Raw genomic sequence first — 13,319 nt, 5'->3', positions numbered from 1 at the left:
AGCTCCTCTGTGACGTCCAATTCTACCAAGTCGATCAACGCGTCTGGATCTCGAGCGAATACGCCCGAACCGCTGGCTCGGTCCATTGATTTTTTGCCCCCTTGAGCACCTTTTGAGTGGTGGTGGCAATAGATCACTGAGCACCCAAGCTCTGTCGCGACCTTGTCGAACTGATTCGTAAAGTGTGCCATCTGGTCCGCGCTGTTTTCGTCACCCGTAAGGACTTTATAGATCGGGTCAATAATGACGGCTATATAGTTCTTTTTGAGCGACCGGCGGATCAGCTTCGGAGCTAACTTGTCCATAGGGACCGTCTTTCCGCGTAAGTTCCATATATCTATATTTTGAAGATTGTTAGGTTGAAGTCCCATTGCTTCGTACACGTCCCGGAATCTGTGCAAACATGACGCACGGTCTAACTCGAGATTGACATATAGGACCTTGCCTTGTGTACAGTTCCATTCAAGCCATTTCTTGCCCTCTGCGATTGCGATTGACATTTCGATCAAGCTGAAGGACTTACCAGCTTTTGACGGCCCAGCGATCAGCATTTTGTGCCCCTGTCTAAGGACGCCTTCAATCAGCTCGGGCGCGAGCTCTGGGAGGTTGTCCCAGCTATCCCCCAGCCCTTCCGGATCTGGAAGATCGTCGTTTAAGTCCTCGATATACTGGTACCACTCTTCCCAGTTGCGCTTCCCGATATTCGTATCAACTAAGAATTGTTTCTGGCCGTTTCGCTCAAAACCGGGCATACGGGACAGGCGCGACGGGTTGCGGTTTTGTGTGTCGACTGATATTCCGTTTTTCTGACAGATCTTATATAAGTAGTCGACGCGTTTTCTGTATTCCTCATAATTGCCAGCGTCCACTTTCACGATAGCGTGTAAGGACTTGTTTCCACTATAGACGAGGGCCACGATCGGCAATTCAAGCTCTTTATAGATCGCGTTTTGCTTTTCAACGCTCATGCTGTCAGACTCAACGAGTGCGTACCGATAATCAGTTACGTTCTCGTTTTTGGCTCCCTTGCCGTCTAACGGATTGAATCGGATCCACGCACCAGCTTCCTTGTGATAGTCCCCAAGGACAGCCCCGATATCTCCGTTACACTTGGATAGCTGCTCGATCAGTTGTCCCGCGGTTCGGTCATAAGCTCCCTTCGTCGGAAGCCATTTCTCGATCTCGCCCGTCTCGTCGTTTACTTTTGGATATGACTCGGTAACATAACCGACATTCTCAGATGATTCGAATAGGGCCTCGAGATATTTAATAATCTCTTGTACCGGGTTCCAGTTTGTAGGCTCATGAATCTCTTTTCCCTCGATCCAGTTCTTATCAATGACGCGATAGTCTCGATCGATCGTATCGTTCCAATCGAGCTCATGGGCTCCCTCGCTATCGCTTGAGTATGGATTCACCCAGCCGTGATCTTTTGCGAGCTGTACGATTGTACCGCCCGTGACGATGGAACCCGCTTCCTCGTTGAAGGTGTCCCATTTCTTAAAACATTCGAATTTCCGGTATCGGGCCGGATCACGTAAGGACCAATTATCCCAGTCAAAAGCCGTGTATCCCTCATGCTTTAAGGCCATTCCGACGTTGATCCATTCTTGATAAGATAGAATCGAGGGGTCTATATGGTCTAAAAGTGGTAATAGGTCAAATTCTCGTTCCATTAGTCCCCTCTATTCTTTTTTAGTTTTCTTTCTTTGCTGCAATTCCATACGCCCCGAGGCTCAATCCTAAAAGTCCGAGGAGGCTGATCGCGATTCCGAATTCTGATCCCGTGTTAGGAAGTGTAGCCGGTGCGCTGTACGCTTCGACTGTTTCTTCAGATTCGTTTCGCGTGATTTTTGCGTGATTATCCACACGTTTAGTGATTTTTACTTCTTCGACTTTTGGTGTTTCTTTCGGCGCTGGTGTGTTTGGCTTGTCTTCTTTCGGTTGTGGTTTTGGTTCGTCGCGTTTAGGTTCCGGAATATCGATCACTAGTTCCGGCTTGTCCAATACTGGCGCGTCCGGAGGTGTCACCCCACCTTGCCACTCTGGTTTATCCAGCTGCGGTGCATCGAATGGAACCGTTCCACCTTTCCATTCTGGAATTTCCACGATAGGCGCAGGAGGCATAAGCGGGATATCGTTGATATCAATAGATGGTTTCTCATATTTCGGAGCGTCGTTTGGAATTTCCCAAACTGGTTTATTTTCTCCGGACGCGTCCCCACGGCCACCCACAAGTTGAACGTAGCTATAAGAAACGGCGCCCGAATCTTCGGCTTTAAGTTCAACTTTATTTGTTGGGTTTACGCTATCTTTAACCGCGCTTGTTAGTTTAGTCTTATAGTTTAAATAGATCATACGATCAAGACGATCCATCTTGATCTCGAAGCCGTGATCTGACTTACTAATTGACTTAACAAGATCCATTGCGGACCCCTTGTCGATCCACGGATCCACGCTCTCAATATTCTTGATTTCAAAATAATCATCGACTAGCTTTTGATTTTCTGACATTTCGTCGATGATTTTCACATAGTTTAGGACTTTGCGCGCATAATTGACGCGTACAGTCCAGTTGATAACCGTCGGATCGTTTTCGTCTTGGCTTCCCCACTTGGAAAGGAGTTCATCGCTTCCGATCTCTTGTTCTTTGCCGATTGTTGCATTTACGATTGTGCCGTTAAAGTTCGCACTAACGGGCTGGTCACTTTGGACCTTGTCAGTCCATTTTGCGTCCATTTTAAGGCTCATTTGTTTGTTTAGTGGGTGGTTTTTAAAATAATCGTTAAATACGGTTGTCACGGTTCCAGCTTGGCTGTCCGCGGTAGCTTGACCGACAACGGCATTTTCTGGATTGTGTACGTCGAACGTGAAGCTCGTTTGAAATGCTACTTCTTTTGGAAGTGTGAACGTCACCTTATCGCCCTCGTTGATCTCGAGATCATCTGGGAAGTGTACGTTCTTATATTCCACGCTAAAGGGTTGATACTTCCCTGTACCGTTTGACTGATCGACAACGACTTCCGGGTTCTTGACTTCGATCACATTCCCGCTCTTTTCAAAAGTTGTTGGAAGTCCTTCTCGTTCGTTATTCGTAGCTTCAGCGCTTCCAGATCCCGCGTCATTGTTAGAATCTGCTGGTTGAGTTGCTTCCGTTGCTGGAACAGTTGATTCAGTTCCGCTTGCTGTGTTGCCTTGGTTTGTTGTAACTGTTTCAGTCTCTGGCGTGATTCCTCGATCAGACTCATCGGCATTTACTCCCTTAATTCCCAGTGTAGCTGTCGCAATAGTTGCGACTGTCAAAAGTGTTAATTTGTTAGTTTTCATTGTGTTTCTCCTTATTTTTTTAGTTTGGTACATATTCGCTCGCTCTGATCTGTGGCGGTATTCTCCACCCATTCGCTGCGATTCGATCAATCATGCTTCTAGCACTCTCAAAGCTCCACATTCCGACATTGCGGAAGCCTCGACTCTCAAGAAAGCGGATCTGTTTCGGTGTCGTGAGGCCTTCGCTCTGGCGCTTGTGTAAGCGATCAAGTAGCAATTTTGCTTTTCCGGCGTTACCGACTTCATCGGTAAAGATCCCGTATTTCTCGAGGGCTTTGAGTTGTTTTTCTGAAGGTGGGGCCATTTCATAGCCAAAATTAGGAACATAGCTCGAGAGATCTTCAGCGTGAATTGACATTTCAAATTGAAGTGGATCGACGAGTTTTCTTTTGCGTTTCCGCATTTCTGCGAGTTGTTTCGCAAGGGCCTCTTCACGCTCTGCGACAACGTCCTCCGCGCTCTTGGCCTCCATCGCTTCGAGATCGAGCACGATGCTCGTCTCTTCTTCCATGTTTTCGACCATCTTCTTCGCCACGTCCGGGCTTTCACATATCAAGTGAGCTGGTCGGCAAAGCTCGTGACGCTCGGTGTGCCATAGAAAATCAAGTAGAAGAAGCTCTTCTTTTCCCGGATAGAGACGCGTTCCACGTCCGACCATCTGCGAATAGAGCGCCCGGACTTTTGTCGGCCTTAACACGACCACACAATCAACCGACGGGCAATCCCACCCCTCAGTAAGTAACATTGAGTTACATAGAACGTTATAGCGTCCTTTCTCAAAGTCCTCGAGCACTTCGGCCCGGTCTTTCGATTCGCCGTTGACTTCGGCTGCTTTAAAGCCTCGCTCGTTTAAAATATCGCGGAATTTTTGGCTTGTTTTGACTAGCGGAAGAAAGACGACTGTTTTCCGATCCTTGCAATACTTGGCCATTTCGTCCGCGATCTGTACGAGGTACGGATCGAGTGCCGTTCCGACGTCGCTCGCTTTAAAATCACCCGCGGACATCGAAACGCTCGAGAGATCGAGATCGATCGGAATCGTTAAGGCCTTAATTTTGGATAGATAGCCTTCTTTGATCGCTTGTACGAGTGAGTATTCATAAGCTAAACTATCAAAGTACGAACCGAGATTTTTCATATCTCCGCGGTCTGGGGTCGCTGTAACCCCCAAGACTTCCGAGTCTTTGAAATAGCCCAGCACTTTTTGATAACCGTCAGATATAGCGTGGTGCGCCTCGTCGACAACGATCACGTCGAACCAATCGGGCGGGAATTGACTTAAACGTTTCTCCCGTTGCATGGTTTGGACAGATCCAACGACCACCCGATACCACGATCCTATGGACGTGCTTTCAGCCTTTTCTAGTGCTGTACCGAGGCCCGTCGCGGTCTTTAGCTTGTCGCTTGCTTGATCTAACAATTCGGATCTGTGAGCGAGCACTAACACGCGCTTCCCTTCTCGGACTTGATCTTCGATGATCTTTGAGAATACGACGGTTTTTCCCGTCCCAGTCGGGAGGACGAGAAGGGTTCGTTTTCGCCCTTCTGCCCATTCCTTCTGAACGGCTTCCCGCGCTTCTTGTTGATAGGGTCTTAACTCCATACTTTAGAACCTCCTATATTAGAACGGCCCTCCTGTGAAGCCTCCCTGTGCTGGTTGTTGTGGTTGCTGATATTGTGGTGCTGGTTGTTGGTACGCTGGGGCTTGTTGTCCCGGTTGCGCGTTTAATACTTTTGTATAGTCCACGTCCTCCGCGTAAATCATGCCTTTTACTTCGTTGTACTTGTTTCCGTTGTACTCACGAGATCCAACCTTACAAACTCCGACTTTTCCGATGATCGCGTTCCAGTCCATACGAAGGGGCTCACCTTTGCGTTTTTGCCCGATAGCTCCAAAGAACGCTGAAAGCATACCTTCCGTCGAGCTGTGTAAGAAGAGATTGTGACGGAGTTCTGTTTCGCCTTCGTTCGCTACGATAGTAAGGTGTACTGTTGCTTTAGGACAAGCTGGCAACTTGCCGGGGTTTTGCGGGTTCGGAGTGTGACGTCCGCGCTCGTATTCTTTAACCGTGAACCAGTATAGGCCATCTGGTAGAAAGACGAATTCAGAATCCTTTTGAATTGTGTCGTCCCAGCCGAATTCGCGCTCGAAGTTGTTGTTAAATTGTTGTTGTGTCATGATAATTTTCTCCTTTAAGCTAAAATAGTAATTTTTTCGTTGCTAGCAAGTTCATTTTTTAAATAATTCGCGATGCTTTCGACGGCTTCTAATTTCCATTTACCACCATCTGCTTCAAAGAGCGCAAGATTCGCCAATTTGTTGATTCGGAAGATGAATTGACTAGCAGGCTGCTCTACTTCATTAAAAGTCCGATATGGTCGCAAGGTTACTGGATTTGGAGTCTTAGCTTGTGCTAGACTTGCTACACCATCGCGAATTGTCGCCATCTGACTGATACCATTGTCCTGTACTTCTGCGCCTTTTTCGATTTTTAAATGACTAGCAAAATCCAAGACCAAATTGCGGTCTGCATCATCGATAAACATAGACTGCAGCATGATATTAAATTCTTCTTGGTCGCGCCAATTGCTGAATGGAATAGCTGGGACAGATGCTCTTACAGATACAAGCTGAGGACGTTTGCCATTTTCAAAATCAACTTGATCATACACGGATACTTCTCGGAAACTGTCCACGACAACTACAAGTTTACGACTACCGATTAAGTCATTATCTGATTTGAGATAATCGACAAGACTCTTGAGTGTCTGAAGCTCAAGGATAGGTGCGTACTTACGAGGGTTAAGTTCCTGTAAGCTATATTCATTGCCATCAAAATATTCCTTCCCAGTTCCTGAACGAATGATTTTGTTTTCTTTACCCGCTAGTTCGACTGTGTAAGATAATGCTTCTTTGAGATTTTCTGTCATAGTTAGTTACCCGCTTTCTTTTTGTTGTAATCAATGATATTTGTACTTTGTTTTTCAATCTTTTCGATGAGTTCGCCAGTGTCGGTTCTCATGTCTCCGTTATCATCAAAGTAAGTTTGGCCAGGAATACCACTTTTGAGCTCGTTAGCGTGAATTTTACCAGTGTCGTCGCGACCGACAATAACAGTTGTTGCGACACCTTTCTGCGGTGCCAAAGTGGATTTAACTTCAATACCTGTATTTACAACAGTTCGCTCATCGTCAGTTGACATCGTTAGTGTGATCGTGACCTTACGAGTTGTTTTAGCCTCTGTATTGAGGTCCAGAATATTCTCAAGGACTTTTTCAAGTTCTTTGTCAACCTTTTCTTGTAAGGCTGTATTTGCGATCTTCGACAAATCGATTTTAATAGTTTTATCTTCCATAGATACTCCTTGTTATATTTTGTTATGATATCTAATTCCTAAAATCTACACCGTGAAGGGGAATTATGGATCGTTCCGGACTTGGTTTTTAATGACGTCCAGTGTAGCGTCCCAATTCGCGACGATCATATCCCAGTAATTGCTTGGGAAGTTTTCGATCGGCGTTCCCATTGGAAAATGTCCCCGAATATAAGCGACCTCTTGTAATTCGTTTTCCGTTACGTTGTTAGGCGCCATTAAGTCGACCAACGCTTGTGGTAAGAGTCCCACTTGTGGAGCCCGTCCCATCTCTTGAGCCACCTCTTGAGCGACCTCTTGCAATTGCTCGTTAATGTTTTGTTTTGGTGGCTCTGGTGCCGGTTGTGGCTCTGGCTCTGGTTGTGGTGCCGGTGCTGGTGCCGTTTGCTCAGTTGGTACGGGAGCCGGTGCGTTGAAGATATGGGCCACGATCTCAAACGTAAACGGAAGCTGATCTGGCAAGCCGTGGCGGTTTTTTGCGTCCCATGCCGGGCGGTGATTCGTATACATGACACGCTCGCCCCCTTGGGCTTTCTTTTTGCCCGTGTCCGTGGTCATGACGATTGTCTTATAATTCGCAAAGAGCACCATATCGGCCCATTCCTTGACCAGCGGGGCCGTTTTTGAGCTGGTCTTTTGTCCGAGTTTTAATTCGTATCGGTCATAAGATCCCATTTCGTCCGGTTGCTCGAATTTCTTGATTTGTGCGTGAGCTGTCAAAATGACGTTGATCCCGTTGTCCACAAGCTCAGACAAGCTATTTAATAAGCGCCCGATCTCTTCTTGGACGTATGTATAGCCCTTGCCCCAGCCGAAATCTTCGATTCCGTTCTTTTGGTGCTGTGCGCATACATAATCGACCGCGAGCTGTTCGGCCCAGTCGATCGTATCAATGACTAGTGTCTTACACGCGCCCGGGTTTGCCTTAATGAACGAGATCTCGTTCTTGAGCATTGTCCAGCTTGTGGGCTTGTCCATACGGGCCACGTCCATATTATCGGTTGATCCTTCCGTATCGATGAATACCGGATCCGGGAATTGACTCGCAAAGCTAGACTTTCCGATCCCTTCCGGGCCATAGATCACGACTTTTTGCGCCCGTGCCTTCCTTCCTCTTGTGATTTGCATTTTTTAGTCCTCCTCGTCGTTGTCACTCAAGAGCCCGCGAAGAAAGTTTTCAAAGTGTTTGCGTTTTGCTTCTTTGATCTCTTCCGTGAGATCTTTTGGCTCTTTCCCGTCGAGCGTTTTGAGCTCATACGTTGCGGTAACTTCGAGCAGTTCGCCTTCAAACGCTTCAGCAACTTTATACATACGGTCACCCTGCTTTTCAATAGATTCTACGCTATTGTTTGCAGCGTCTCGCAAGTCATCGGTCCACTTTGAACTATAGGCCAAAGCTCGATTATTGTTTTCATACTCCTGTAAGAAATATCCATTTTCTTTGTTGCGAATAACGATAAATTTTTCTGTTTTTTTCATGATTTTTCCTTCTTTCTTTTAAAAGCCATTTTGCCAAGTTGGCGCGACTGTTTCTTGTGCGCCGTTCATTGCCCCGTTTAATAGTCCATTTTCAAAACTCTCGGGTTTAATACTGTACCCGTCCTCTATGAGAACCGAACACTCTCCACCAGTTGAGACGCGTGTCGCGATAGCTTGCAAGCCCTCTTGCTCTAGCCAAGCGCCAAACTCCATTAATGTTACTTGGTCCATCTGCTCGAGCTTGTCAATAAGCACAAAGCCACAATCTGGCTTGAGCTTGCGGACAATAGCCGTAGCCACTTGTAATTGTTGCGAACCGGACATATTGTCCCAGCGTTGACCCAAGTATAAGAGTTCTCCATCTTCCACGGATAAGCCCGGAAGTGGTAAGTCTGCGTTTGTGAGTAAGTCGCGTTTTTGCTTGCGAATACCCTCAATAACCAGATCTAACTCGCGATACTGTTCGCGGTAGCCTTTCGCGTCCTCTTCGGCCTTGTCTTTGTCAAGATTCGCCCGAACTTTAAGATTGATCTGTTCAATGTTCGCGATACTTTCTTCAATCTCTTGTGTCGATTCGTCGATCAGATCTTGTGCGTCTTTGCGAGCAATATCCAAGTCTTGAGCTAGTCCCTGTTCTTTTTCTCGGGCTTCCTTGAGCATATCTTCCAAACGCTCAACGTTTGCGAGTGCCCCTTGATAGTCATTTTCGATTCTTGCGAGATTCTGACGCTTGCGAGCGTTCTCTCCGTTGCGCCCAAGGATCTCTTGCTGTTGCTGGATCAGATCAGCAATCGAGATGAGTTCTTTCGGTGCGTCCGGATAATACGGCTGCTCTTTTGCGAACTTTTCTTTTTGGTCAGCAATGACGCCGATCGCATGACGCTCTTGGTACTTGGTCTTTTCTTCCATTTCAAGTTGGACAAGCTGATCTCCGACTCCGATAATTTGTAAGAGCGTGGACGCCTTCTCCTTATCGTTCATTTCCATAAACTTAGGAAGATCAAGGGCCAGCTCTTCTACGAAGCTATCAAGCAACTTCTGACCGGCTTTGTTACCGCTCGGATCAATAACTTTTAGATCGCTATTCTTTCCCTTGCGTTCAACGATAAGGCCATTTGATAGCGTGATTTTAAGGCTTGGGGGAATCGTCGATCCCTCGCGTTGTGCCTGTGAGGGTTTATATTTGTTACCACCCAAGGCCCACGCTATTGCGTCCAATACGCTTGTTTTCCCTTGGTTGTTGTTCCCTCCGACAATGGTCAGCCCTTTTGCCGACGGCTCGATCTTGACCGCTTTAACGCGTTTGACGTTTTCGATCTCGAGCTTATTGATTGTTACCATTTCTAACTTCTCCTTTCAGACGAGCGAGCTCGTCCAGTAGTCGTTCTTCCCGCTCAAGTGTGGCTTTCAGAATTTCTGTTTGTTGTAAATTTATAAGCCACAAGCGATTGAGTGCTTTTGATTGTTGCTCGATCTTGCGGGCCTTTTTACCAAACATGGAACGGAACCTCCGGCGATTCAGTATAGAGCTTCATAGCTTTTCGACGACTTGCGAGTTCGTCTTCGTATTGCTCAATGACTTGTGCGTTATGCTCTGGAAGTCCTTCTTCAATCGCTTTTAACGTTTCAGTTTTCGCGATTTTCATTCGTTTCTTGTGGTCCTTCCACGATACGATAAGGCCAGCGATGAAGCACACGCCCCCGATCGCTACTGTTCCGGCAACTTGCCCAGAAATAATAATTTGATTCATTTTAAATACTCCTTTTCTTTTTCTAAAATTTCGTAAACGTCCCGGACGTCGTACATTTTCTTTTTTCCTTGTTTTCGAAATGCAAGTCCTCGACGTTCTAGCTTTTTGATATAGCCATGATCAAAGCCGAATTTTTTCATTAAGGCTTTCTGATCGAGTGGTAAACTTTCTGCTTTCATTTCTTCCTTGAGCTCTTCCTTCACGATCTCGATCATCTGCTTTAGATAGACTTTCGCGATCTCGTCCGAGATCAAGGGTGGCAAGTATAGCTCCTCCATTTCTTCGCTCCTCCAATTGTGCGGGCAAGCACTTTCTGATATAATTAAGATAGATATTTTAAGCAAGCGTCAGATTCTTCATCTGGCGTTTTTTTGTTCATGATTGTTGAACTTTGTACTTAAAAAAATAAGCCGGGATATTCTCTGGATCGATCTCGAGAATTTCGATTGCCTTCGCGATCTCGCTATCTTTCCAAGATACTTTATTGTTTAGCTTCAGCGATACGCTTCGCTCTGATATTCCCAAGGCGTTGGCAAATTCCGCTTGCGTCCCGAATTTCTCGGTAATCTTTCCTAAAAGTTTTGAATAATCGTTGCTCATATTCTCCCTCCTTTCTTTTAGTTCACGTCTTATGAACTTGATGAATTAAGTATATCACGGGGCATGAACTTTGTCAACAACTTTTTTCATTTTTTTTGAACTTTTTTATTTTTTATTTTCTTTTTGTGTGTTATACTATAGTAGAAAAAAGGAGATGAACACCATGAGAAAATATGAAACCGCTGATCGGCTTCGGGAGTTAATGACCGAAAAGAACTGGAAACAAGTCGACGTTATCAATAATTCAAAACCGTTTCAAGAAAAATTAGGGGTCAAACTTGGAAAAAGTGCTCTTTCTCAATATGTAAATGGAATACAAGCGCCAGACCAAAAGAAACTCGCTCTTTTAGCTTTGACTTTTAATGTTTCTGAGGCTTGGTTAATGGGTTATGACGTGCCTCGAGGACGCGAGGCAAGTTCCGAGCCAGACCTTTCAAACTTGGATCTTCGCGAGCTGGCAAAGAGCGCAAAAACATTTGACGGAAAACCATTAAATGAAGAAGATATCGAAGCGATTGAAAATATACTTGATATCTATTTTAAAGGAAGATTATGATAGAAGAAATTTGTGATAAAGCGGGCGTTACGCTTGCTTACTTTGACAATGACTTGTGGCCACGGCCCGGAATGATCTTATCTGATATGAAGATCATTTTCGTTAATAAATCACTAACTATTGAGGCCCAGAAGCGCGTGATTTTGCACGAATTGGGCCATTTAGAGCACACGACGGCCGAATATACCATAAACCCGATCAAGTGCGAAAATGAAGCCAATAGGGCCATGATTCACGCGCTATTAAAGGAAGAGTTAGAAGCTGGGGACGCGAGCGAGTTTAACTATGTGCATTTTATGGAACGCCACAAGCTCAAAACGACGGCCGAAGAATTAATGGTAATAGATGAATACTATCGATTAGTTGGATAAAAGGAGAAAAATTATGGACTTTGACAAATTCAAGAATTTCGCAAAAAAAGCGACTGAAAAGACAGCGGACGGAATTTCATCGATGAATGAAATGAGAAAAAAAGCTGCTCAAGAAACAAAAATTTCAATAGGGACGACAACGATTCGAAAGACAGTCGACGGCCTATATTATATCGGATTCTATTCAGACACTCCCGAGCTGTTTGAATTTGAAAATTTTCAATTTGAGGGCTCTACGATTATAGAGCGCACAAAAACGACCGGGACGACCAAACAAAAAGGAAAAAAAGGGAGCGCGCTTTTAGGAGCTGCAATTGGTTCAGCATTTAACCCAGTTGGTACAATTGTAGGTGGCGTGATCGGTGCGTCTGGAAAACGTAAAGGTAAAATAGATTCGACCTCTGTCACTACTACAGAAGAAAAACCCGGACTTGCTAAGTTGTACTTGCGGAATACCAAAACAAACGAAGTTAAGACAATTAAAGCCAAGATCACCAACGCGCAAGCAGATAATATTAAACTGTTTTTCGAATAAACAAAAAAAGCCCCGAGGCAAGCCACGGGGAAAACATGATATAAGTTAAGTATAGCAAAATCATTTCGTTCTTTCAATTGTGCGGGCAAGCCAACGGAGGAAAGACATGATAAAAAAATATACAACCAAAAACGGGGAGACTCGTTACTTATTTCAAACCTATCTGGGAATTGACCCCTTGACCGGGAAAGAACGGCGAACCACGCGCCGGGGCTTTAAAACCATGAAAGAAGCCAAACAAGCCGAAAGAAATTTGTTGCTTGACGTGGAAGAGAACGGACTTCCGTCGAACCAATCGGACGGGTTCCAAGATCCTACATTCGGAGAACTAGCTTTCTTGTGGTTAGAAAACTATAGGACCACCGTCAAGCCCAGCACGTTCGAAAACGTTCGCTCAAAAGTCGAGAAAATGACTGAAGAGCATTTTGACGGATTGAAGCTAAAAAAAATAACAGTCGCATATTGTCAAAGAGTCGTTATTGAATTGAGCAAAAACTATGTACTCTATAACCACTATCTTTCAGTTATCAACCGAATTTTTAAATACGCTGTTCTAATGGACATTCTCAACTCAAACCCTTTCGATAAAGTAATCAAACCGAAAAGCCGGCAAACTCAAAGAAAAGGCAACTTTTTGACCAAGGAAGAGCTAAAGGAGTTTTTAAAACTAGCTCAAACGGCCACGCTCTCTTATTTCTTCCCGCTGGTTCACTTAATGAGCTATACCGGCTTACGTCAAGGGGAAGCCCTCGCCTTAAAATGGTCCGATATTGACTTCGAAAATAAAAAAATAACCGTCAATAAGACGGCCGTCCGGATCAAAGAGAAACAAACTCTTCAGACGCCCAAAACCAAAAATAGCAAGCGCGTAATTTCTATCGATCCTAACACTCTTTCGATCTTGAAAAGCTGGAAAAAGGACCAGATAAAGATCTATTTTAAAAACGGCAAACATTTTGAAGGCGATGAAAATTTTATCTTCACGAATCAGCGGGCCGAGTGGGTACACATTCATAATTTCATTCGTTATTTCAAGCGCTTCATAGCTGACCATAAACTTAAACCAATCACGCCCCACGGCTTACGACACACGCACGCTTCATTGTTATTCAGCGCTGGCGTGGAACCTAAAAACATTTCTGATAGATTAGGACATAGCACCGTTCAAATAACGCTGGATCTGTACACTCACATAACGGAAGAGCAACGGAGCGATACGGTGGATAAGTTGCTTGAATACATGGTAATATAAAAATGTCGTATTCAATCCCGTATTCATTCATTCCAGCACCTCAGAAAATCAGTGTTATCAAGGGGCTGGGGACT

General features: G+C 45.1%; 17 protein-coding genes. 4 read left to right on the top strand and 13 right to left on the bottom strand.

The annotated features are described in order from the left end of the window. The 13 genes from SPADD19_RS04790 to SPADD19_RS04735 all read right to left on the bottom strand — a co-directional run. The coding region (locus SPADD19_RS04790; RefSeq protein ID WP_241496472.1) for an AAA family ATPase at nt 1-1,676 on the bottom strand (1,676 nt) is incomplete at its 3' end. A 19-nt stretch (nt 1,677-1,695) separates the two neighbouring features. Then, nucleotides 1,696-3,327, bottom strand: coding sequence for an SIALI-17 repeat-containing surface protein (locus SPADD19_RS04785; protein ID WP_061455390.1), 1,632 nt, complete (start codon nt 3,325-3,327; stop codon nt 1,696-1,698). Between the two features lie 19 nt (nt 3,328-3,346). After that, nucleotides 3,347-4,930, bottom strand: coding sequence for a DEAD/DEAH box helicase (locus SPADD19_RS04780; RefSeq protein ID WP_061455389.1), 1,584 nt, complete (start codon nt 4,928-4,930; stop codon nt 3,347-3,349). A gap of 18 nt (nt 4,931-4,948) precedes the next feature. Then, the gene (locus SPADD19_RS04775; protein ID WP_061455388.1) at nt 4,949-5,506 is read right to left on the bottom strand and encodes a hypothetical protein; all 558 of its coding nucleotides are present in this window, start codon (nt 5,504-5,506) and stop codon (nt 4,949-4,951) included. A 14-nt stretch (nt 5,507-5,520) separates the two neighbouring features. After that, complete coding sequence (locus SPADD19_RS04770; protein WP_061455387.1) at nt 5,521-6,258, bottom strand: hypothetical protein; 738 nt, start codon at nt 6,256-6,258, stop codon at nt 5,521-5,523. A gap of 2 nt (nt 6,259-6,260) precedes the next feature. Then, nucleotides 6,261-6,683 (bottom strand): hypothetical protein, encoded by a 423-nt coding sequence (locus SPADD19_RS04765; RefSeq protein WP_061455386.1) that lies wholly within the window; start codon nt 6,681-6,683, stop codon nt 6,261-6,263. A gap of 63 nt (nt 6,684-6,746) precedes the next feature. After that, a complete protein-coding gene (locus SPADD19_RS04760) occupies nt 6,747-7,829 on the bottom strand; it encodes an ATP-binding protein (RefSeq protein ID WP_061455385.1) in 1,083 nt (360 codons plus the stop codon). Nucleotides 7,830-7,832: 3 nt separating this feature from the next. After that, the gene (locus tag SPADD19_RS04755) at nt 7,833-8,180 is read right to left on the bottom strand and encodes a hypothetical protein (RefSeq protein WP_061455384.1); all 348 of its coding nucleotides are present in this window, start codon (nt 8,178-8,180) and stop codon (nt 7,833-7,835) included. A gap of 18 nt (nt 8,181-8,198) precedes the next feature. Then, nucleotides 8,199-9,521, bottom strand: coding sequence for an AAA family ATPase (locus SPADD19_RS04750; RefSeq protein WP_061455383.1), 1,323 nt, complete (start codon nt 9,519-9,521; stop codon nt 8,199-8,201). Continuing rightward, nucleotides 9,505-9,678, bottom strand: coding sequence for a hypothetical protein (locus SPADD19_RS12045; RefSeq protein WP_164905844.1), 174 nt, complete (start codon nt 9,676-9,678; stop codon nt 9,505-9,507). The genes SPADD19_RS04750 and SPADD19_RS12045 overlap by 17 nt, the downstream gene beginning before the upstream one ends. Next, a complete protein-coding gene (locus SPADD19_RS04745; RefSeq protein ID WP_061455382.1) occupies nt 9,668-9,931 on the bottom strand; it encodes a hypothetical protein in 264 nt (87 codons plus the stop codon). The genes SPADD19_RS12045 and SPADD19_RS04745 overlap by 11 nt, the downstream gene beginning before the upstream one ends. Beyond that, nucleotides 9,928-10,209, bottom strand: coding sequence for a hypothetical protein (locus SPADD19_RS04740; protein ID WP_061455381.1), 282 nt, complete (start codon nt 10,207-10,209; stop codon nt 9,928-9,930). Before SPADD19_RS04740 ends, SPADD19_RS04745 begins: the two co-directional genes overlap by 4 nt. Before the next feature lie 97 nt (nt 10,210-10,306). After that, entirely contained in the window at nt 10,307-10,531 is a 225-nt protein-coding gene (locus tag SPADD19_RS04735) for a DUF739 family protein (protein WP_061455380.1), read from the bottom strand. A gap of 163 nt (nt 10,532-10,694) precedes the next feature. On the opposite strand from SPADD19_RS04735, the gene SPADD19_RS04730 reads away from it, so the two are divergent. The 4 genes from SPADD19_RS04730 (at nt 10,695) to SPADD19_RS04715 (ending at nt 13,245) form a co-directional block, all read left to right on the top strand. Further along, nucleotides 10,695-11,087 carry a helix-turn-helix domain-containing protein gene (locus SPADD19_RS04730; protein WP_061455379.1) on the top strand — a complete coding sequence of 131 codons (393 nt, stop codon included), beginning with the start codon at nt 10,695-10,697 and terminating at the stop codon, nt 11,085-11,087. After that, entirely contained in the window at nt 11,081-11,458 is a 378-nt protein-coding gene (locus SPADD19_RS04725; protein ID WP_061455378.1) for an ImmA/IrrE family metallo-endopeptidase, read from the top strand. Before SPADD19_RS04730 ends, SPADD19_RS04725 begins: the two co-directional genes overlap by 7 nt. Nucleotides 11,459-11,471: 13 nt before the next feature. Next, on the top strand, nt 11,472-11,993 hold the full coding sequence (locus SPADD19_RS04720; protein WP_061455377.1) for a hypothetical protein: 522 nt from the start codon (nt 11,472-11,474) through the stop codon (nt 11,991-11,993). Between the two features lie 106 nt (nt 11,994-12,099). Then, nucleotides 12,100-13,245, top strand: coding sequence for a site-specific integrase (locus SPADD19_RS04715; protein WP_061455376.1), 1,146 nt, complete (start codon nt 12,100-12,102; stop codon nt 13,243-13,245). Nucleotides 13,246-13,319 lie beyond the last annotated feature (74 nt).

It is taken from the genome of Streptococcus parasanguinis (assembly GCF_001578955.1).
Lineage (GTDB): Bacteria > Bacillota > Bacilli > Lactobacillales > Streptococcaceae > Streptococcus > Streptococcus parasanguinis_U.
Note: the sequence above shows the minus strand (reverse complement) of the source record. Positions and strands in the feature narration are given on the sequence as shown.